The sequence below is a fragment of the Corynebacterium sp. MSK218 genome (assembly GCF_030232655.1).
GTDB lineage: Bacteria > Actinomycetota > Actinomycetes > Mycobacteriales > Mycobacteriaceae > Corynebacterium.
This window is the reverse complement of record NZ_JASPGN010000006.1, coordinates 88,998-108,527: the sequence shown is the minus strand read 5'-3', so window position 1 is coordinate 108,527 and position 19,530 is coordinate 88,998. Positions and strand designations below refer to the sequence as shown.

Sequence of the window (19,530 nt, the reverse complement as noted above, 5' to 3'; positions counted from 1 at the left end):
CTATCTCACGGTGCTGCTTAAGCGCGGACAGTGACCTTCTCGTTGCCCGCGATTTCCTCCAAACGGTCCGCCGAGCACAGGCCCGCCACGATGACAGCCGAGCCGCCCGCAGCCAGTGGCTCTAACACAGCACGTTGGAAGGAAGCGGTGTCGCTCCACCCTGGAGACAGCACGCGCTCAGCACCTAAGTCAGTGGGGAAAAGCTCCGGAAGCGGAGTGGTGGAACCATAGAAGTGATCGCCATAAAAGCGGATCGTAGGGCCAAAGTCAATGGTGCCGACTGGCAGTTCACCACCGCTTTCGACGACTCCACGCCCAAAGGGGTCTTGAGTCACGAGCACGGTATCCGCGCCGGGAACGGACGTGCCTGAGGCACAAGCCTCCGGGGAAGTAAAGAGCACCGCGACAGAGTCAGGGCGAGGCTGATCCTCGACAGCCGCGCCGTCGGTGACGTCAAAGGGAACACCAGCAGCGAGCGCGCCGAGGGCGATGACGGCTGCCTGCCAGGACACCGGAAGGTCGATGAGGATGCGGGAATCGGTGCCGGGCTCGAGGTCGAGCTCCTCCAGCAACATGTTGGCGATTTTGGAGGTCCAGTTTTCCAGCGTTTGAGCTGAGAAATCCATGCGTGTGCCGTCGGCCTCGTTGTAGACGCTCAGGCGTGGTGCGGAGGCATCGGCGGACAGGAGATGCTGAAGGAGTTCCATGTCCGCCCATCGTAGGTGGCGGGCACGAAGCCCGCCACGGGCTCTTTAGTTCACGCAGCGAGGGCCGTCGCCGCCGGCATCAATTTCCGGCGCCACTTCAGCCGTGCCGAAGTCATCGCCCGGAGTACCTACCTGCTGGTCCTCGGCCACCTGGTTCGATTCCGCTTCGGCTTCTTGCTCCATGGCGGAGTCATCCTTTGGACCGGCGTAGTCATCGGTAGCCACGACGATGAAGGTATCCGGTTCGAGTTCCTCGTTCGCGGTGACCGGCAAGCCGCCCAGCTGCTCAGCCAGAGCGAGGGCACGCTCGTCGTTGGCATCCGCAGCCACGACCTGCGATTCGGCGTAGATACCGGACTGCGCGTTGGCGGTGCGCTCGACGGTATAGCCCACATTCTTAAGCCAGGTGCCAATACCACCGGCCATGCCGTCTACCGTGCCGGCGTTGAGAACGTGGAGGTTGAGCCCCTCAGCGACGGGCTTCTCACCGTCGTTGGCGCCCTCGTCAGCGGCAGCCTCCTCGGATTGCTTGTCGTCGTCAGCAGCTTCCTGGGACTTAGCCAGGTCATCCATAAAGCGATGTACCTCGGCGGCGTCGATGGTAACGACAGACTCGCCGTAATCGCCGGTGCCGGAAATGGAGGTCACCGGGATGGTCGTAAAGGTCACGTTGCCACCGGCCAAGCCGGCAAGCTGGGTTACGAAGCCCATGATGTCCCAGTCGTTGTCAATGACGACGGAACGCTCGACGGCATCGGCAATCTTATTGAGCTTGCCGGGCGAGGTCAGAGTGTCAGAATCCAGGACCTTCGAGGTCAGAGAGGCCATGTAGGCCTGCTGGCGCACGATACGGTCGAGGTCGCCGCGGGGAAGCTCGTAGCGCTGGCGCACGAAGGACAGGCCTTCTGCTCCTTGCAGGGTTTGGCGGCCCTTCGGGAAGTTCGCACCGGACATCGGGTCGTCCACATCGTCGTTGAGGCAGACGTCGACGCCCCCGACGGCGTCGGTAAGCAGCACGAAGCCCAGCAGTCCCACCTCGGCGTAGTGATCAACGCTGACGTCAGTAAGGGTACGCACCATGGAAATCAGGCCGGTGCGGCCAGCCTCAGTGCTGGCCTGCTCCATTTCTTTTTCCGTATGCGGTGCCTTCTTGCCCAGGGCCTCTGCTTCGGCATTCTCCTGCTGCAGCTCTTCCATCTTGGCGGACTTGTGCAGCGCAAAGACGGCGTTGATTTTGGTGTTGCCAAACTCGCTATCGTGCACATACGTGTCACGCGGGATGGATACGGCCGTGGCACGGGAACCGTCGTTCGGAATGCGGATGACCATGATGGTGTCCGTATTCTCTTCGCCCTCATCCACGCCGGCATGTAGGTCCGCCAGCTCCTGCTCGGAGAGGGGATTGCCCTTGGCGTCGGTGCGGGAATCCTTGCCCACGAGCAGGATATCTACGGCACCATCAATGCCCTTGTCCTTGAATCCACCGTCGTTGCCCAGAGCCAAGTTGGACGCCGAGGAGATGTCATTGCCCAGCTTGCCCACGGTGAAGTAGCCCACGCCGGAGAGCACGAGGACCACTGCGGAAAGGAAAGCCACGAGGGCCTTGACCGGCGTGGAGCCGTGCTGGGTAGCGGGCGCGGACTGCGACGGCGCGGCCTGGATATGGCGGGCGGCGCGCGGGGAGTTCGGGGAAGTCACGGCAATAGTTTAAGGGAGTAGGTGCCGAAAACGTGAAGCAGTGTCGCGTGCGCGTGCGCGCGTCGCCGTTGGGTACGCTCGATGCCATCGTGAAAGAATTACGCAAACCCCTGGCAGTGGTCACGGTGACGTTCTCCCCGGGCCGCTACCTTAGTGACTTTTTATCCTCGCTGTGCTTGGCGACGTCCCACCCAACCCTCACTATCCTCGCCGACAATGGCTCCACGGATGGCGTGCCCGAAGCCGCCGCGCGGGATCATGAGAACGTGGAATTCCTCGATACCGGCGGCAACAGTGGCTATGGCGCTGGCATGAACGCAGGCGCGCGTTTCGCACGTACGAGGGGAGTGGATGAGGAGTTTTTTCTCATTGCTAACCCGGATGTGACGTTTAGTGAAGGTTCTTTAGACGAGCTCATCGCCTGTGCACGCCGCCATCCTCAGGCTGCGGCGGTGGGCCCGCGCATCGTGGAGCCATATGGCACGAACTATCCCTCGGCTCGTGCGGTGCCGACGCTGAGCACTGGAATTGGTCACGCGCTTTTCGGAACGGTGTGGCCAGCTAACCCGTGGTCGAAGGCCTACCGCAATGATGCGGACATGAGTAGCGAGCGCCCGGCCGGATGGCTTTCCGGCTCCTGTCTCCTCGTGCGGTGGGAAGCCTTTGACGCCATTGGCGGTTTTGATGAGCGCTATTTTATGTATATGGAAGACGTGGACCTGGGTGATCGTTTTACGCGGGCAGGCTGGAGCAATATCTTCTGCCCGTCGGCCGTTATTACGCACGCCAAAGGCCATTCGACGAAGGCGCACCGCGGTGCGATGCTGCGAGCTCATCATGATTCCGCCTACCGATTCCAGGCGGATCGGTACCCGCACTGGTTCGAGGCACCGCTGCGCGCGGCACTGTGGCTGGGACTTCGGGTACGTGGGCTGGCATTGAGCGCGTGCCGCGACGGGTCCTAGGCCTTGTGGCCTATACACTAACGGTGACTTATCTGTGAGAGTTTAAGGATCGATATGACTGAATCAGCACCCCAGTGGGGATCGACGGCCGATGCCGTCATTCTGGTGGGAGGCCGCGGCACCCGCCTGCGCCCGCTGACGATTGGTACGCCGAAGCCCATGCTGCCGACGGCCAACTACCCCTTCCTTCAGCACCTGCTGGCCCGTATCAAGGAGGCTGGGATTGAGCACGTTGTGCTCTCCACGTCCTTCAAAGCTGAGGTCTTTGAGGAGTACTTCGGCGATGGCTCGGATTTGGGTCTGGAGATTGAGTACGTGGTGGAGGAGACCGCGCTGGGCACCGGTGGTGGTATCCGCAACGTCTACGACAAACTGCGCCAGGACACCGTCATGGTGTTCAACGGTGACGTGCTCTCCGGCATGGACCTCAACGGCATCCTCGATACGCACCACTCCAAGCAGGCTGATGTCACGATGCACCTGCTGAACGTGGCGGACCCGCGCGCATTTGGTTGCGTTCCTACGGACTCCAATGGCCGAGTAACCGCCTTCCTGGAGAAGACCGAGGATCCGCCGACGAACCAGATTAATGCTGGCTGCTACGTGTTCAAGCGTGAGGTTATTGAGACCATCCCGGCTGACCGTGTGGTCTCTGTTGAGCGTGAGACCTTCCCGCAGCTTCTGGAGTCCGGTCATCTCGTCGTGGGCCACGTGGACAACTCCTACTGGCGCGATATGGGCCGCCCGGATGATTTCGTGCGTGGTTCCTCTGACCTAGTGCGCGGCATTGCTCACTCGCCGCTGCTGACCGGCCGCACCGGTGAGTCCGTGGTGGACGAGTCTGCCGGCATCGCTGGCGGCGTGCTGTTGCTCTCAGGCACTGCTGTGGGGCGTGGCTCGGTCATCGGCGCGGGCTCACGTCTTGATGGCACCGTGGTCTTCGATGGCGTGACCATTGAGCCAGGCGCCATTATTAGCAATTCCATCATCGCGTCTGGCGCGCACATCGGTGCCAATGCGCACATCGATAACTGCGTCATCGGTGAAGGCGCGACGATTGGTGCGCGCTGCGAGCTGCAGGGCGGCATGCGCGTCTTCCCAGGCGTGACCCTTCCGGACGCGGGAGTGCGTTTCAGTTCGGATGCCTAAACGCAAAGCTGTGGCTAGCGTTTAGGCGCAACTACGAAGCGATCGTAAAGCTCGGCGCTGGGAAAATGCCTTCCCAGCGCCTCTTCTTATGCCGTGACGGATGGTTTTAGTGGTGCGATTGAGATCCACGAGATCTGCGCGGGTGGGTGGCGACACGCCGAAGGAACCTTGGAATTGTTCACAGGGTAGGGGGTGGGCACTACATGTAGTACCCCCGATGTTCACCCCCTCGACTGGCGGGTTGTGACTGATGTGAAATTTGGGGATCGTGTGCAGCGTTTTTGCCGAGATTGCGGAAAAATGACTCCCGACAGGTTGACGATATTTAGTGATCCGGTGTGAAATGACATCAGTGTAATCAACGGCACGGCGGGCACGGCACCGAAAGTAACTTTCGGTGTACGGTCGGTGCCATCGACTAAGAGAGAGAAACGACCTCGGAGAAAGGAAGCGGCGTGGACAATACAACGAATAACAGCGCTATTCTCCGTGGCGGTGCTGCTGCAGAGATGTCGCTCGATGAACTCTTTGGTGCCGTCGAGCAGGAGTGGCAAGACCAGGCGCTGTGCGCCCAGACGGACCCGGAAGCCTTCTTCCCGGAAAAGGGAGGCTCAACGCGTGAGGCTAAGCGCATCTGCCAGGCCTGCGCTGTGCGTGATGAATGTCTTGAGTATGCGCTTGAGCACGATGAGCGCTTCGGAATTTGGGGTGGGCTGTCAGACCGTGAGCGCCGCCGATTAAAACGTGAAATCGGCTAGCGCAGCGGATCTGGTAGTGCAGCATCTTTTTCTCCCTCGTCATACCTTTGCTTCCCGCAGGGCATGGCGGGGGAGAATTGCGTTTTACCAGCTAAAGCGCGGGTCGATATCTTCTGGATCTACGTTGAGGTAATTGGCCACAAGGGCGGTGAGTACGGTGGAGAGTAGTTCTTCGCGCTCCCTGGCTGAGTGCACGCGTTCCTCCACTGGCATGCGGAAGATGACCAGGCGAGCACGGGTCGGTTGCCCTGCTGAATCGACTCCGGCAGGCACGATGCGCCCCAAGGGAACCGGTCCGTCGGCGATGATCTCATCCGGCATGACCGTCATGTCCACGGATAGTCGCATGCGGGGCACAGTGTCGACGGCCAAGTCTAGGCCAGCGAGCTGTTCGGCGAATGCGTTTTGGATTGGTGCATAAGCTTCGAGCACGGCCATGTCGAAGCGTTCAGCGCTACTGCGGTAGCGGGGCGTTGCATGGGGCAGTAGCGGCCCGCGAGCGCCGCGGCCATGACGGTGGCGGGCCGGGCGGATGTGGGGGCGGGGCGTGCTCATGCGGCTTAGTTTAAGGTGCGGTGGCGATGCTTGGGCAAGGGGCGCGCCGTGTAGGACTATCGAAATCTCAAGTTTGGGTTTAGACTTGGGGCCGTGAATAGCTCCCGCCGTTGCTCCCGCCCCGGCTGCGGCCGTCCCGCCGTGGCGACGTTGACCTATGCCTACGCACAGCAAACCGCCGTTGTGGGCCCACTGTCTGAAGATACTGATCCCCATGCGTGGGACCTGTGCGAGAAGCACAGCGAGCGCATCACCGCGCCCCAAGGGTGGGAAATGGTGCGCGTGGACCGCATCGAGCTTGATGAGGATGATGACCTCACCGCTCTGGCTGAGGCCGTGCGCGAGGCTGGCCGCGTAACCACCGGGCTTGTCGACGACTCCACGACCGGCTCCGGAGCCGATCCCATTGACTACTCCGCCAACTTCGACGGCGCGGACCCGCGCAACTCCAACCACCCGGTCTTCCGTACCAGGAGAGTCCACGACGCCCGCCAGCGCCGCCGCGCGCACCTGACGGTGGTGCCAGACGCCGACTAGCGCTCGGCGACGCGAGCCTCGTGGGTTTCCTTGTCAACCGTGTTTCCCAGCGCAGAGGCGCCAGAGGACATGAGTATGCTGTAGGGCTATGCGAACTCGTGAACAGCTCAATGCAGTGATTAAGGCTTATGACGTCCGTGGCGTTGTGGGCGAGGATATCGATGAGACCTTCGTACGGGATACCGGCGCAGCCTACGCCGCCATTCTGCGCGGCGAAGGCGAAACCACCCTGGCGGTGGGCCATGACATGCGCCCGTCCTCCCCACAGCTGGCAACAGCCTTTGCCGAAGGCGCTGCAGCACAAGGTGTCAACGTCATTATGTTGGGCCTGACCTCTACTGATGAGCTCTACTTTGCCGCCGGCGACCTCAACTGCGCGGGTGCCATGTTTACCGCCTCCCACAACCCGGCGAAGTACAACGGCATCAAGCTCTGCCGAGCCGGTGCTGTTCCGGTGGGACAGGAGACTGGCCTGGAGCAGATCAAGGACATGCTGATTGACGGCACCCCGGCCTTTGACGGCGAGCCGGGCACCGTCACCGAGCGTGAGGTTCTGCCGGACTACGCGGCATTCCTTCGCGGCCTGGTGCCATTGGAGAACTCCCGCCCACTCGTTGTGGCTGTCGACGCCGCGAATGGCATGGGCGGCCACACCGTCCCGGCTGTTTTCGAGGGCCTGCCTTTCGACGTCCGTGATCTCTACTTTGAACTCGACGGCACCTTCCCGAATCACGAGGCTAATCCGCTCGATCCGAAGAACCTGGTGGACCTGCAAAAGTTCACTGTAGAGCAGAAGGTGGATATTGGTCTGGCCTTCGACGGCGATGCGGATCGTTGCTTCGTGGTGGATGAAAAGGGCCAGCCGGTCTCGCCGTCAGCCATTTGTGCGCTGGTGGCGGAACGTTACCTTGATAAGTTCCCAGGCACCACCATCATTCATAACTTGATTACCTCGAAGACCGTGCCGGAGCTCATCGCGGAGAAGGGGGGCAAGGCTGTGCGTACCCGCGTGGGCCACTCCTTCATCAAGGCTCAGATGGCCAAGGAGAAGGCAGTCTTTGGTGGCGAGCACTCGGCGCACTACTACTTCCAGGAATTCTGGAATGCTGATTCCGGCATGCTTGCTGCCATGCACGTGCTCGCCGCTCTGGGCGAGCAGGACAAGCCGCTGAGCGAGCTCATGGCGCAGTACTCACGCTACGAGGCCTCCGGCGAAATCAACTCCACCGTGGAGGACCAGAAGGCCACGACGCAGCGCGTGCTCGATGAGCTTGCAGACAAGATTGAGTCCGTTGACGAGCTCGATGGCGTCACCGTGCAGCTGAAGGGCACCGATGCGTGGTTTAACGTCCGCGCCTCTAACACCGAGCCGCTGCTGCGCCTCAACGTTGAAGCAAAGACCGCCGACGAGGTGCAGGCCATCGTCGACGAGGTTCTCGCCATCATCCGCGCGTAGCGTGAGGGCAAGTGCCTTCACGCGCAGCCCTTGAGACAAGAACTGCCCTAACTGACGATCTTCTCCGCGTTAATTGTGGCGGAGGCGAGAGTTTCGTCAGATAGGGCAGTTTTAGTTCAGGAGGCCTTGCCGTTGGCGGCGAGGATCTGCCGTCGGGGCTGGGCTGTGGGGCTGGGCCATGGGGCCCAGCCGTGGGTGGCGGGCTAGTCGCGCGAGTTGAGAACCATCTCTTCCCACTCGACGAACTTCTTGCGCTCGCGGCCCTCGGCCTCGCCCAGTGCGCGCTCGGCGGCGTCCAGCTTCTTCCAACCCTCCCAGGTCAGGTGCTCCAAGCCCTTGGACTTGAAGAGTTCCACGATGTCCTCCTCGCGCTCGTGGGAGAGGTTGCCCGCTTGGGCGTCGTCAAGCAGCATGCCGATGGTCTCGGTGGCGTCGGACTTGGTGTTGCCGATAAGTCCCACCGGACCACGCTTGATCCATCCGGTGGTGTAGAGGCCCGGCACGATGGTGCCGTCGAGACCAACGACGTGGCCGCCGTCGTTGTTAATGACGTTCTTCTGCGTGTTGAAAGGCACGCCCTCGATGGCATCGGAGCGGTAGCCTACGGCCAAGTAGACAGCCTGGGCTGGCCATTCGGTGAACTTACCGGTGCCGGAGACAGAACCGTCACCATTGAGGGCGGTGCGTTCGGTCTTCACGGCAGTCACCTTGCCATCTTCACCGATAAACTCGACCGGCTGCTCAAAGAGATGAATCTGTAGGGTGTGCGGGGCATCCTTGGGCTCGCGGATGGCGTAGCCCTCTAGGGTCTGGCAGACCAAGTCGCAGGACTTGGCCTCTTCGCGGGCCTTGAGAGAGGCTTCGTCGTAGTCGATGTCCTCCGGGTCCACGACCACGTTGATGGTCGGGGAGTGGTCAAGCTCCTTGAGCTCCAGCGGGGTGAACTTGGCCTGCGCCGGGCCACGGCGGCCGAAGACACGCACGGTGGTGGCCTGGTTCTTAGCTAGGGACTCGTAGACGTTGTCGGGGATTTCGGTAGCTTCCTTGAGTTCATCGCCGGTCTTGGCCAGGATGCGGGCCACGTCAAGGCCGACGTTGCCCACGCCAATGACAGCGACTTCCTTGGCGGAGAGGTCCCAGGAGCGTTCGAAGCGCGGGTTGCCGTCGTAGAAACCAACGAACTCGCCTGCGCCATGCACGCCCTCGAGGTCAGAGCCGGGGATGGTCATACCCAAGTCGCCGACGGCACCGGTAGCGAAGACGATAGCGTCGTAGTACTCCTCGAGCTCGGCGACGGTAACATCGCGGCCCACGGTGATGTTGGATAGCAGGCGGATCTGTTCGGAATCAAGCACGCGGTGCAGGGAGTTGACGATTCCCTTAATGCGCGGGTGGTCCGGTGCCACGCCGTAGCGGATGAGGCCAAACGGTGCGGGCATCTGCTCGATGAGATCGATCTGAACGTTGCCGCCGGTTTTCTTCACCAGAATGTCGGATGCGTAAATGCCGGCTGGGCCGGCGCCGATGACGGCTACTTTCAGGGGCTGCTGAGTCATGGATGACCTTTCGGAGTGTTGTACTAACTATCGAAAGCTTAGTTCTTTAACAAGCGTGGGCTTTATTGAACCGTCTTGTCTGCTGTTGGGCAACTATGCCTAATTACATTCGGAGATCATTGTGGCATAGACGCAGCGTGCTTCGCATATTGCTCCGAAAGTAAAAAAGACTGCTTTGTCTGTTGCGTCTAGACCGGTAGGTTTTCACTAACCGACGAAAGGCAGCAGACTATGACCACCGCCACACAGCGAAAGCCCCGCGCGAAGAAGCCGGAAGGTCAGTGGAAGATTGATGGTACCTCCCCGCTCAACGGGGATGAAGAGATTAAGCAGGCTGACGACGCCCTCGCGGTGCGCCAGCGCGTTATCGACATCTACTCCAAGCAGGGTTTTTCCTCCATTCCACCCGAAGACCTTGCCCCACGTTTTAAATGGCTGGGCCTCTACACCCAGCGCAACCAGAACTTGGGCGGAGAGATGACCTCCAAGCTCTCCAACGCTGAGCTGCAGGATGAGTACTTCATGATGCGCGTGCGCTTCGATGGTGGCTGCGCCGATCCCGCCAAGCTTCGTGCAGTGGGAGAGATTTCTCGCGATTATGCTCGGTCGACGGCTGACTTCACCGATCGCCAGAACATCCAGCTGCACTGGATTGAGATTGAGAATGTCCCCGCCATCTGGGAGAAATTACGCTCCGTAGGCCTCGATACCCTGCTGGGCTGCGGCGACGTGCCTCGTGTCATTCTCGGATCTCCTGTTGCTGGCGTAGCAGCGGATGAGATTATCGATGCCACCCCAGCCATCGAAGAGATTAAGAACGACTATCTGCTGCGAGATGAGTTTCATAACCTGCCGCGTAAGTTCAAGAGCGCAATCTCCGGCAACGCCCGCCAGGACGTTACCCACGAAATCCAGGATGTCGCTTTCGTTGGCACCAACCACCCTGAGTACGGTCCCGGCTTCGATTGCTTTGTCGGCGGCGGTCTGTCCACCAACCCGATGCTCTCGCAGTCCCTCGGTGCCTGGATCCCACTCGAGCGTGTACCGGAGGTCTGGGCTGGAGTGGCCCGCATCTTCCGTGACTACGGCTTCCGCCGCAACCGCAACCGTGCGCGCCTGAAGTTTCTCGTGGCGCAGTGGGGCATTGAGAAGTTCCGTCAGGTCCTCGAAGAGGAATACCTGGACGAGCCGCTTCTCGACGGCCTCCCGCTCCCCGTCGCTCCCGGCAACCGTGACCACGTCGGCGTGCACCGCCAGCAGGACGGCAAGTTCTACGTTGGCGTAAAGCCCACCGTGGGCCACGCGACAGGCGAACAGCTCATTGCCATCGCGGACGTGGCAGAGAATTTTGGCATTACGCGTATCCGCACGACCCCGATGAAGGAGCTGCTTTTCCTCGACGTGGAAGAAAAAGACATTCCAGAGCTCTCTCGTGCGCTTGATGAGACGGGACTGTACTCCCAGCCCTCGGAGTTCCGTCGCGGCGTCATCTCCTGCACTGGCTTGGAGTTCTGCAAGCTTGCGCACGTGACCACCAAGGCTCGCGCCATCGAGCTCGTGGACATCTTGGAAGACACCTTGGGTGATCTCGATGTTCCACTCTCTATCGCTCTCAACGGTTGCCCGAACGCATGCGCTCGCTCTCAGGTGGCTGACATCGGCCTTAAGGGCCAGATTGTCACTGATGAGGACGGTAACCGCGTGGAAGGTTTCCAGGTCCACTTGGGCGGCGCGCTGGGTCTCTCCCCGGACTGGGGCCGCAAGCTGCGCGGTCACAAGGTCGTGGCCGACGAGGTACCGGAGTACGTCATCCGCCTTGTGAACAAGTACAAGGAGCAGCGCGACGACGGCGAGGAGTTCCGCCACTGGGTCCTGCGCGCTGACGAGGAGGACCTGCAGTGAATTTCCGCCGCGAGCCCAACCCCAACCGCAACCACCCGGCGTACTGCCCCTACTGCGCCGGCACCGACCTTTTCCCGGATGAGGAAGACGATTTTGCCTGGAAGTGCCACGAGTGCCTGCGTATCTTCTCTTTGCGCTTCCACGGCCAGGACGATGCCCCGGTGGCTCCCGCGCCGACGGTGTCCGCCAACGAAGCACTTAAGCGTTCCCTAGCTCGACGCGGTCACTCCACCGCGCCGCAGGCCTAACCGTTAACTGAGGAGAGCCAACATGACCGCACTCATTACGTTGTCGCACGGCTCGCGTCACCCCGCAGCCGCACCACACGTGGAGGCCCTGACCCGCGCCGCAGGTGAACTTGCCGGCGTTCCGGCTAAGGCCGCGCACCTCGAATTCAATGAACCGACCCTGGAGGCCGCAGCACAGGAGATGGCTCAGCGCGGTGTACGTGATGCAGTTGTCGTCCCGCTGCTCTTTACTGAGGGCTATCACCAGCGCGTGGACGTGCCCGCCGCGATAAACGGTGCCACTGCATCGTCTGGTCTTCCTCTGCGTCGAGCCCGCGGCCTCGGCACTGGTGAGGATATGGCCCAGCTTCTCGCCGCGCGGGTTCCTGCCGGCGCCGATAAGGTAGTGGTTTACTCCGTTGGTTCCTCCGACGAACAGGCTAATGCCGCTGTTGCGGATCTCGCCCGTCGCGTGGGTGAGCTCACCGGATGTGAGGCTGAAGCCGCCTATGCCACGCGAGACGCTCACGCGTCTCGCAGTAAGAATCGAAATCGCGGTGCTAGTTCGCATAGCGAAGTGGTCTTGCCGCTGTTCGTCAGCTCTGGTTTGTTGCTTGACCGCCTTGCTCCCCATTCCGACAATCCATCGACCCCACAGCACCGAACGGTGCTACCACCGCTAGGGGAAGCCCTAGCGGACATCGTGTCCCAACGTTTCCAGGAGGTGGCTCATGCGTAGCCTCATTCTCATCGCCCTTGCGGGTGCCGCTGCACAGCTCGTTGATGGCGGCATCGGCATGGGCTTTGGTGTCACCTCCACGACCATCTTGCTCCTTGCGGGCCTCGGCCCAGCAACGGCGTCTGCCATAGTCCACACCTCGGAGTTGGGAACGACCCTCGTCTCCGGTATCAGCCACTGGCGTTTCGGCAACGTGCACTGGCCAACGGTGCTCAAGCTCGGGGTCCCAGGCGCCATCTCAGCGTTCGTGGGCGCGACAGTTCTGTCCAACCTCTCCCTAGAATCCGCAGCACCGGTTACCTCCACCATCCTCCTCATTTTGGGCATCAACTTGGTGTGGCGTTTCTCCCGTCTCCGCCCAAAGAAAACCTCCACCTCGCGACCGCATTCCACCCCATTCCTTACCGGCCTAGGCATTGTGGGCGGCTTCGTGGATGCCTCCGGTGGCGGCGGCTGGGGGCCAATCTCCACGTCGACGCTCATGGCGGTCGGCCGTGAACAGCCGCGTCGCATCGTCGGCACGGTGAACACCGCGGAATTCCTCGTAACTTTCGGTGCTACTGCCGGATTCATCGTGGGCTTGTGGCATGAGATTGTTGCCAATGCGGCAGCAGTGGTGGCGCTTCTTATCGGAGGCATGATCACTGCACCTATCGCGGCGTGGCTGATTTCCCGCATTAACCCCGCATTGCTGGGCGGCTTCGTCGGTACGGCTATTGTCGCCCTCAATGTGCCTAAAGCCGTGGGTTGGGCGCTGCCGCACGGCGTTATTGTGGGCCTGCAAATCGCCGCACTGGTGCTAGGCGTCACCCTTACCGTGTGGGCTAACCGCCGCCGCAAGCGCCACGAGCGCGAAGAGAACTACGAGGGCCACCCCTCGAGCCCAACGCGTGGAGGCAGCCGCGTCGTGAGCTCCTCGGAGCCGAATGGCTCCGCCGCTAGCTCTGCGGACACGGCAGAAACAGCCCGCGTCGGGGTGTCGGCCGCGAGCTCGGATTAAAGTCCAGCGACCTCGCCGATAACGATGACAGCCGGCGGTGCCACGGAATGAGCCTCCATCGTGGTGCCGAGCTCGGCCAGCTCACACCGGAATGCACGTTCCTCAGCCAGCGAGCCCTCTTGGATGATGTGGACGGGGGTGTGGGGGCTTAAGGAGGCGTCGATAAGCGCCGCGGCAATAGCTGCAGCGTTTTTCACACCCATGATGACCGAGAGCGTCGCCCCAGAGCGGGCAAGAGCTGCCCAATCCACCAATGACTTCGGATGGCCCGGCGGGAGATGGCCAGAGACCACCGTGAAAGCATGCACCATGCCGCGGTGCGTGATGGGAGTGCCCGCCAGCGCCGGCACCGCCACGGCGGAGGTTACCCCGGGGATAACCTCCACGGGAACGCCAGCCTCCGTAAGCGCGGTCAGCTCCTCGAAACCGCGGCCAAAGACATAAGGATCGCCGCCTTTAAGACGGACCACCCGGCGGCCCGCCTGGGCATGTTCGATGAGGATCTCGTTGATTCGCTCCTGCGCAACCTGCTTGTGGTAGGGGATCTTGGAGACGTCGATAAGCTCCTTGGCGTCCACATCACACAACTGGTCCAACTGTGCAGTGGGGCCGAGGTGATCGGCCACAATGACGTCCGCAGCCTGTAGAGCTTGCATGCCGCGCACCGTAATGAGGTCCCACGCGCCCGGGCCGCCGCCAACGAGGACTACCGGATGAATGCTCATGGTCCCTCATCCTAGCTATGCTCGAGCTCATGACATCCTATGACCCCGAAACCGTGCGCTTCTTCGACGTTGCCCACGAAGGTGCCCAAGCCCGCGTCGTAGCCTCCGCCGTGCCAGACCTTGCCCGGTTATTGAGCGGCATGCGTCCGCGTTCCCTCGTCATCCTCGCTGCGGACCAGATATCCCGGGCCGCTGCGCACGTGGCAATGGGGCTTGCAGAACCTGCAGACGTGCCCATTGCGGTCAGCGAATCGTTGCCACGTTTCGTCGGCGCACTCGACGTGGTCGTCGTGGCGGGGGAGAGCCCGTGGTCAGAACGCGCGTTGCACGACGCTGCTCGGCGCGGCGCCACCACCATTCTCCTCAACGAGGTGGAGGATGCTCCTGACAGCACCATCGTGATAGACCAACTTCCCACGGCGGAGGGAACCTCCCCCGTTCGGGCTATCGTGGCATTACATGCGGTACAGGCGGTGCTGAGCGAAGACCCCGAGCTGGTTGCGCGCCGTCTGGAGGACGTGGCGGAGGCCGTGGATCGAGAAATCGAAGCCCTGTCCCCACAGCGGGATTCCACCACGAACCCAGGCCGTGCGCTGCGTGAGTTTGCTGAGGGCGGCCGCGTCATCCACAGCAGTGGCCCAGACCCCTATGCCTTCTCTGAGGAACGAACGCGCGTGCATCTAGGCGCGCTCGTTGCCCGCATGGCAGGCGCTATCTGGGCAACGCATGGCCTGGGTGGCTCGGTCGTGGATGCGGAAGGCCTAGGGCCGATTCTGGAAGACGCGCCGACTGACATCTTCCACGACCCCTTTGAAGATGGGGAGCCTTTGGTACCCTTGAAAATTGTTTTATGGGGACAGGAAGAGGCGAACCTGCCCCATTCATTCGCTGCGGCGAGCGCCGACCCCTCCAGTGGGGATCTGGCCCGCGCGCTGCAGTTGATTACGCGGAGCTATGCCGCGACCGCCTATGACGTGAAATAGAGGATATCGATGAAGCTGCTCGAAAGCGCTGCCCGCAACTACTCCTGGGGTTCGCGCACACTGATTCCTGCCCTCCTGGGAGAACCCGAAGCACAGAGCCCCGTGGCGGAGCTGTGGTTTGGCGCGCACCCGGCGGACCCGTCCACAGTGGATGGTGAGCGCCTCGATGACATCATTGCCGCCGACCCAGCAAGCCAGGTAGGTGCACGTGTGGCGGGTGAGTACGGGGAGAATTTGCCCTTCCTGTTGAAGATTCTTGCCGCGGCTGAGCCGCTCTCTTTGCAGGCGCACCCGTCGAAGGCGCAGGCGGAGGAAGGTTTTGCGCGTGAGAACGCAGCAGGAATTGAGCTGACAGCCTCCAACCGCAACTACAAGGATGACAACCACAAACCTGAGCTCATCGTGGCGCTGACAGAGTTCTACGCCATGGCAGGTTTCCGTCCTTTGGAGCAGACCCGCCGTCTCTTCACCACCCTGGAGTGCCCCGAGCTTGATCACTACGTCAGCATGCTCGCGGACGAGCCGGAAGCAGAGGGCGATAATCTGCGCGCGCTGTTCACCACGTGGATTACCATTCCGAGCGCTAAGCGCAAGGAGCTTATCGCTGCCGTCGTGGCCGCCGGTGAGCGCCTCCGCGACCAAGGCGCAGGCGAAGAGTGGATGGGCATGGTCATGGGGACCGTGGCTAAGCTCAACGAGCAGTACCCGGGTGATATTGGCGTCCTCGGCGCACTGTTGCTGAACCACATCGTGCTGCAGCCGGGCGAAGCGGTCTACCTCAATGCTGGTGAGCTGCATGCATATGTCTCTGGCCTCGGCGTGGAAATCATGGCCAACTCCGATAACGTGCTGCGCGGCGGTCTGACTCCAAAGTTTGTGGACGTTCCGGAGCTAGTCAAGGTTCTTACCTACTCCGCCGCGAAGGACCCGCGCGTGCCGCAGGTAGATAAATCAGCTCAGAGCAACGTCCACGGCGCTCAGGCATGGTCCTATCCGGTGCCGATTGAGGAGTTCGCACTGGACCGCGTGGAGCTGTCCGGTGAGGATTCTGTTGACGTTGATTTTGACGGCCCCGTAATCGTGCTGTGCACCTCCGGCGCCGTTGACGTCAACAACGAGCGCGATGAGAGTGTTGCGCTCAGCGCCGGCCATGCCGCTTGGATTCCGGCCGGCGACCCAGCTGCCTCCGTGCGAGCTGCGGGTAAGAACAGCGCGCAGGTGTTCATCGCCCGCGTATAAACGCGACACGAATCACCTGAGCGCTGCGACAACTCACCAGCTGCGGCGGCGATTTCTAAGCGCGGCCGGACAGTCCTGACAATTCCTCTGGGGAGGAGGGAAGTTCCGGTGCCACCGGGACCTCGGCCTTTACGGGTGCCTTGTCCTCGTCCTTAGCGGAGTTGCTTTCGGCAGCCGAGTCCGTTCGCGTCCCTTCAGAGTCAGTGGACGCTATCTGTGCGGACGGTTCCTCGGTCGTCGGCTGCTCCAGCGTGGGGGGCGTCTGCAGTGGGTTTGTCCCCGGCAGGCTCAGCCGAATCTGGCTGCTCAGCAGCAGGCTCGTCGGCCGCGGGGGCATCGTCGGTAGGAGCAGCAGGCTTAGGTGCCTCGTTTGTGCGGGAAGCATCCTGTTCACGCTCGCGTTCCAGCTCAGCGAGCTTATCCGCAATCTCCTGTTGCGCCTCTTGCGAGTCTTGAGCCTTCTCCTGCTCGGCAGTCGGTTCCCTGAACCTTACATCGCTGTGCGGTTCTTCCTGAGGCTTTGGGGCCTCCTGGGCGAGGCCCGCTGGCTGCGTGTCCCGAGAGTTTTCAGGGGCATCCGGAGCGTGGGTGTGCTCCGGAGCAGTGGACACCTGGGGCTCCGCGCTGCCAGGCTCAGCGCGGTTGTTGTGCTGCGCATCCGGCGCATCCTGCGGAGATGCAGTGTGCGGCGCTGGCTGAGCGGTGGGCTCAGTGCTCGGGGTGCCGTTGTTGGTGGAACCTGGGGTCGGTGCACCAGGCAAGGAAGTAGCACTAGCAGCAGCAGAAGATTCCGGTGAGCTATTAGGTACCTGCGGATTGTTCGTAGCCTGTGACTGCGCAGTGTCCTGAGGTTGCTGATTGTGTAGCGATGAGACGTTATCCGGGCGGTAGACAGCTGTGGGTTGAGCTGGCTCCGTGCGGTCCAAGACAGCGTTCGGTGCCAAGTAGGGATCTTCTGCGGGGGCTGCAATCTGCTCCTGGGACGTCTTCTGCTGCGGGGCGGAGGACGTGGTGGTGTAGGAATGCTCAGAAGAGGAAGTCTGCGGCGCCGAAGAACTGGTCTCAGCCGTGGCTGCCGAAGGTTCTGTGACAACGGAGTTCGGGGCGCTCGTGCGCCAGACCACCGTGCCAATGGCAACAGCGAGAAGGAGACCGGCCGCAATAAATACGAGGACTCGGCGTGGGGTGCTGGTCATCCTGAATCTCCTTTCCTCGCACAAGGTCACAAGTCGGTAACAACGATAGCATGAAACCTGGTGAACCCAAGGATTCACCTTATAATCCCTGCTCGCATACAGGCTTTTGACAGAAAAGTGCAGGCGGGCTTGTGCTCGCTGGTGCAGAGTTGTGCACTACCGTGGCCCTAGACACGGAACTGCGGAGACCTGCGTGACACTGTCCAAAGAATGGTAAAAAGTGGGTAAGAGACCTCACCTAGCGGTGTGGTGCCGTGCCGGCGCCCTACGACCCCACAGTTTCAGATTTCAGCATCAGGCATTAGGTAAAAGGAGAAACCAATGAGCTCATGGGATGAAGATATCTTCACTGACGAGGCTAACGTCGAGTTTCTTGATGAGCTGTCAGATCTCGAAGACGAAGAGATTGTGGCTGCAGTCGACGACGCCTGCGCGCTAGCGGTCTCCGGTGAAGACCAGACCGAAGAGGAACAGCGCAACGCACTGGCAGCCGCCACCATCGCCGCCATCTGGGCAGGCGCTCCCTTCAGCGCCGGTGAAGTTGTGGAGGATTACCCCTTCATCCGCGACCTCGCAGGTTCTGGAAGTGAAAACCTCCACGAGCATGCTTTGGAACTGCTCGAAGGAGTCGAGGAAGACTATGATCTCGAAGCCTTCATTGAGGCACTGTCCTAGACATCCGTTGTTGGGGTCCGCATGCGTATGTGCGGACTGTACATTTTTAAGAGTTGTCACTCAAAGGGTTTTCACTCAGCATGCTGATTAGTATTGAGGGCATTGACGGCGCCGGAAAAAACACCGTCACCCAACGCCTGCGGAAGGAACTTGACTGTGAGGTCTCAGTCATGAGCTTCCCGCGTTATGAGGACTCCATTCACGCGCAGCTGGCGCAGCAGGCGCTGTACGGAAAGATGGGTGATCTCACCGATTCTGCCTACGGCATGGCCACGCTGTTTGCGCTGGACCGCTTTGGCGCCAAAGAGCAGCTTCTCGCCGCCGCAGAAGACACGAGTTCTCTGCTTATCCTCGATCGCTACGTGGCCTCTAATGCTGCATACTCGGCTGCCCGGGTGGGCGAAGAATCTGTCGTTGACTGGATTTATGAGCTGGAGTTTGAGCGTTTGGGATTGCCAGTTCCGCAACTGCAGATCTTCCTCGATACCGACGTTGCTGTCGCTGGCCAGCGTGCCGTAGCCCGCGCTGCCGACGATGATTGCCGCACCCGGGACCGATATGAGCGCGATGCCGGGCTGCAAGCCCGCACGGCGGCAGCCTACCGGCGCCTCGCGCAGCAGGAGTGGGCAGGACGGTGGATCGCCACCGCGGATGCCGATATGATTATTCAATCTGTCAAGGACCTCGTAGGAGAACAGTAACGTGGCACCGAAAATCTTGGTTGTGGATGATGACCCGGCAATTGCCGAAATGCTCACCATCGTGCTTGAAGCCGAAGGATTGGAGCCTGTAGCCGTCAATGACGGCAATGAGGCCATTCCGGCTTTCCACGACCATGACCCAGACCTGATTTTGCTGGACCTCATGCTGCCGGGCATGAATGGTGTGGATATTTGCCGTGCCATCCGTACCGAGTCCTCCGTGCCGATTGTCATGCTCACCGCGAAGACGGACACCGTCGACGTCGTACTGGGCTTGGAATCGGGCGCGGATGATTACATCACCAAGCCCTTTAAGCCGAAGGAGCTCATTGCCCGTATCCGCGCGCGTTTGCGTCGCTCGGATTCTTCCTCCGGTGAGATGATTGAGGTCGGGGACTTGCTTATCGACGTTCCCGAACACACCGTCACCCGCAAGGGCGGCGAGGAAATTTCCTTGACCCCGCTGGAGTTTGATCTCTTGCTGGAGATGGCCCGTAAACCTGGCCAGGTCCACACCCGTGAGGCTTTGCTGGAGTCCGTGTGGGGCTACCGCCATGCCTCCGATACTCGCCTCGTTAACGTGCACGTGCAGCGTCTACGCGCGAAGATCGAGCACGACCCAGAAGACCCGCGGATTGTGCTCACCGTGCGTGGTGTGGGATATAAGACCGGCAAAGTCGGCGAGTAAAGGACAGCCGTTATTTTTGATGGGTTGAGGCGAGTCAGGGATGGCGTCGTCGAGCGCTGGCGTACATCCCTGCA

At 61.2% G+C, this 19,530-nt stretch carries 20 protein-coding genes; 14 read left to right on the top strand and 6 right to left on the bottom strand.

What is annotated here, in order from left to right; translation table 11 throughout:
- Nucleotides 1-17: 17 nt before the first annotated feature.
- Entirely contained in the window at nucleotides 18-707 is a 690-nt protein-coding gene (locus tag QP922_RS06510; protein ID WP_284808450.1) for a TIGR03089 family protein, read from the bottom strand.
- A gap of 45 nt (nucleotides 708-752) precedes the next feature.
- Entirely contained in the window at nucleotides 753-2,405 is a 1,653-nt protein-coding gene (locus QP922_RS06505; RefSeq protein WP_284808448.1) for an LCP family protein, read from the bottom strand.
- Nucleotides 2,406-2,458: 53 nt separating this feature from the next.
- On the opposite strand from QP922_RS06505, the gene QP922_RS06500 reads away from it, so the two are divergent.
- The 3 genes from QP922_RS06500 (at nucleotide 2,459) to QP922_RS06490 (ending at nucleotide 5,277) form a co-directional block, all read left to right on the top strand.
- Nucleotides 2,459-3,370 carry a glycosyltransferase family 2 protein gene (locus QP922_RS06500; RefSeq protein ID WP_284808555.1) on the top strand — a complete coding sequence of 304 codons (912 nt, stop codon included), beginning with the start codon at nucleotides 2,459-2,461 and terminating at the stop codon, nucleotides 3,368-3,370.
- Nucleotides 3,371-3,424: 54 nt separating this feature from the next.
- Nucleotides 3,425-4,519: a mannose-1-phosphate guanylyltransferase gene (gene manB, locus QP922_RS06495; RefSeq protein WP_039674171.1), complete on the top strand. Its 1,095-nt coding sequence runs from the start codon at nucleotides 3,425-3,427 to the stop codon at nucleotides 4,517-4,519.
- Nucleotides 4,520-5,028: 509 nt separating this feature from the next.
- Nucleotides 5,029-5,277 carry a WhiB family transcriptional regulator gene (locus QP922_RS06490; protein ID WP_005528147.1) on the top strand — a complete coding sequence of 83 codons (249 nt, stop codon included), beginning with the start codon at nucleotides 5,029-5,031 and terminating at the stop codon, nucleotides 5,275-5,277.
- Between the two features lie 84 nt (nucleotides 5,278-5,361).
- Here the strand turns inward: QP922_RS06490 and QP922_RS06485 are convergent, their stop codons facing one another.
- A complete protein-coding gene (locus QP922_RS06485; RefSeq protein WP_284808445.1) occupies nucleotides 5,362-5,832 on the bottom strand; it encodes a metallopeptidase family protein in 471 nt (156 codons plus the stop codon).
- A gap of 93 nt (nucleotides 5,833-5,925) precedes the next feature.
- Between QP922_RS06485 and QP922_RS06480 the strand changes: the two genes are divergently transcribed.
- Together QP922_RS06480 and QP922_RS06475 are read left to right on the top strand one after the other, a co-directional pair.
- Entirely contained in the window at nucleotides 5,926-6,369 is a 444-nt protein-coding gene (locus QP922_RS06480) for a DUF3499 domain-containing protein (RefSeq protein ID WP_083280742.1), read from the top strand.
- A gap of 88 nt (nucleotides 6,370-6,457) precedes the next feature.
- Complete coding sequence (locus tag QP922_RS06475) at nucleotides 6,458-7,825, top strand: phosphomannomutase/phosphoglucomutase (protein WP_284808442.1); 1,368 nt, start codon at nucleotides 6,458-6,460, stop codon at nucleotides 7,823-7,825.
- 203 nt (nucleotides 7,826-8,028) lie between these two features.
- On the opposite strand, the gene QP922_RS06470 is transcribed toward QP922_RS06475, so the two are convergent.
- On the bottom strand, nucleotides 8,029-9,381 hold the full coding sequence (locus QP922_RS06470; protein WP_284808440.1) for an FAD-dependent oxidoreductase: 1,353 nt from the start codon (nucleotides 9,379-9,381) through the stop codon (nucleotides 8,029-8,031).
- Between the two features lie 231 nt (nucleotides 9,382-9,612).
- On the opposite strand from QP922_RS06470, the gene QP922_RS06465 reads away from it, so the two are divergent.
- Genes QP922_RS06465 through QP922_RS06450 form a run of 4 tightly spaced genes read left to right on the top strand, consistent with a single transcriptional unit; the run spans nucleotide 9,613 to nucleotide 13,249 of the window.
- A complete protein-coding gene (locus QP922_RS06465) occupies nucleotides 9,613-11,283 on the top strand; it encodes a nitrite/sulfite reductase (protein ID WP_284808438.1) in 1,671 nt (556 codons plus the stop codon).
- A complete protein-coding gene (locus QP922_RS06460; RefSeq protein ID WP_284808437.1) occupies nucleotides 11,280-11,531 on the top strand; it encodes a hypothetical protein in 252 nt (83 codons plus the stop codon). Before QP922_RS06465 ends, QP922_RS06460 begins: the two co-directional genes overlap by 4 nt.
- 22 nt (nucleotides 11,532-11,553) lie before the next feature.
- Complete coding sequence (locus tag QP922_RS06455) at nucleotides 11,554-12,249, top strand: sirohydrochlorin chelatase (RefSeq protein WP_284808436.1); 696 nt, start codon at nucleotides 11,554-11,556, stop codon at nucleotides 12,247-12,249.
- Nucleotides 12,242-13,249: a sulfite exporter TauE/SafE family protein gene (locus tag QP922_RS06450; protein ID WP_284808435.1), complete on the top strand. Its 1,008-nt coding sequence runs from the start codon at nucleotides 12,242-12,244 to the stop codon at nucleotides 13,247-13,249. The genes QP922_RS06455 and QP922_RS06450 overlap by 8 nt, the downstream gene beginning before the upstream one ends.
- Here QP922_RS06450 and cobA read toward each other — a convergent pair.
- A complete protein-coding gene (gene cobA / locus QP922_RS06445) occupies nucleotides 13,246-13,974 on the bottom strand; it encodes a uroporphyrinogen-III C-methyltransferase (protein ID WP_284808434.1) in 729 nt (242 codons plus the stop codon). The genes QP922_RS06450 and cobA overlap by 4 nt on opposite strands.
- A gap of 29 nt (nucleotides 13,975-14,003) precedes the next feature.
- Between cobA and QP922_RS06440 the strand changes: the two genes are divergently transcribed.
- Complete coding sequence (locus tag QP922_RS06440; protein WP_284808433.1) at nucleotides 14,004-14,957, top strand: MurR/RpiR family transcriptional regulator; 954 nt, start codon at nucleotides 14,004-14,006, stop codon at nucleotides 14,955-14,957.
- Between the two features lie 9 nt (nucleotides 14,958-14,966).
- Nucleotides 14,967-16,196 carry a mannose-6-phosphate isomerase, class I gene (gene manA / locus QP922_RS06435; protein ID WP_284808432.1) on the top strand — a complete coding sequence of 410 codons (1,230 nt, stop codon included), beginning with the start codon at nucleotides 14,967-14,969 and terminating at the stop codon, nucleotides 16,194-16,196.
- A 200-nt stretch (nucleotides 16,197-16,396) separates the two neighbouring features.
- Here the strand turns inward: manA and QP922_RS06430 are convergent, their stop codons facing one another.
- Nucleotides 16,397-17,392 (bottom strand): DNA-directed RNA polymerase II, encoded by a 996-nt coding sequence (locus tag QP922_RS06430; RefSeq protein WP_284808431.1) that lies wholly within the window; start codon nucleotides 17,390-17,392, stop codon nucleotides 16,397-16,399.
- Between the two features lie 321 nt (nucleotides 17,393-17,713).
- Here QP922_RS06430 and QP922_RS06425 point away from each other — a divergent pair, with 321 nt between their 5' ends.
- From QP922_RS06425 to mtrA, 3 genes are all read left to right on the top strand, one after another.
- Entirely contained in the window at nucleotides 17,714-18,067 is a 354-nt protein-coding gene (locus QP922_RS06425) for a DUF4259 domain-containing protein (RefSeq protein ID WP_115021364.1), read from the top strand.
- An 80-nt stretch (nucleotides 18,068-18,147) separates the two neighbouring features.
- Complete coding sequence (locus QP922_RS06420; RefSeq protein WP_284808430.1) at nucleotides 18,148-18,768, top strand: dTMP kinase; 621 nt, start codon at nucleotides 18,148-18,150, stop codon at nucleotides 18,766-18,768.
- 1 nt (nucleotide 18,769) lies between these two features.
- Complete coding sequence (gene mtrA / locus QP922_RS06415) at nucleotides 18,770-19,456, top strand: MtrAB system response regulator MtrA (RefSeq protein ID WP_070672838.1); 687 nt, start codon at nucleotides 18,770-18,772, stop codon at nucleotides 19,454-19,456.
- Nucleotides 19,457-19,530 lie beyond the last annotated feature (74 nt).

Coding starts and splice junctions, on each gene's coding strand:
- QP922_RS06455 (WP_284808436.1), top strand. CDS start 11,554: ATGACCGCACTCATTACGTTGTCGCACGGCTCGCGTCACCCCGCAGCC.
- QP922_RS06490 (WP_005528147.1), top strand. CDS start 5,029: ATGTCGCTCGATGAACTCTTTGGTGCCGTCGAGCAGGAGTGGCAAGAC.
- QP922_RS06430 (WP_284808431.1), bottom strand. CDS start 17,392: ATGACCAGCACCCCACGCCGAGTCCTCGTATTTATTGCGGCCGGTCTC.
- manA (WP_284808432.1), top strand. CDS start 14,967: ATGAAGCTGCTCGAAAGCGCTGCCCGCAACTACTCCTGGGGTTCGCGC.
- QP922_RS06420 (WP_284808430.1), top strand. CDS start 18,148: ATGCTGATTAGTATTGAGGGCATTGACGGCGCCGGAAAAAACACCGTC.
- QP922_RS06510 (WP_284808450.1), bottom strand. CDS start 707: ATGGAACTCCTTCAGCATCTCCTGTCCGCCGATGCCTCCGCACCACGC.
- cobA (WP_284808434.1), bottom strand. CDS start 13,974: ATGAGCATTCATCCGGTAGTCCTCGTTGGCGGCGGCCCGGGCGCGTGG.
- QP922_RS06425 (WP_115021364.1), top strand. CDS start 17,714: ATGAGCTCATGGGATGAAGATATCTTCACTGACGAGGCTAACGTCGAG.
- QP922_RS06485 (WP_284808445.1), bottom strand. CDS start 5,832: ATGAGCACGCCCCGCCCCCACATCCGCCCGGCCCGCCACCGTCATGGC.
- QP922_RS06475 (WP_284808442.1), top strand. CDS start 6,458: ATGCGAACTCGTGAACAGCTCAATGCAGTGATTAAGGCTTATGACGTC.
- QP922_RS06440 (WP_284808433.1), top strand. CDS start 14,004: ATGACATCCTATGACCCCGAAACCGTGCGCTTCTTCGACGTTGCCCAC.
- manB (WP_039674171.1), top strand. CDS start 3,425: ATGACTGAATCAGCACCCCAGTGGGGATCGACGGCCGATGCCGTCATT.
- QP922_RS06450 (WP_284808435.1), top strand. CDS start 12,242: ATGCGTAGCCTCATTCTCATCGCCCTTGCGGGTGCCGCTGCACAGCTC.
- QP922_RS06465 (WP_284808438.1), top strand. CDS start 9,613: ATGACCACCGCCACACAGCGAAAGCCCCGCGCGAAGAAGCCGGAAGGT.
- QP922_RS06470 (WP_284808440.1), bottom strand. CDS start 9,381: ATGACTCAGCAGCCCCTGAAAGTAGCCGTCATCGGCGCCGGCCCAGCC.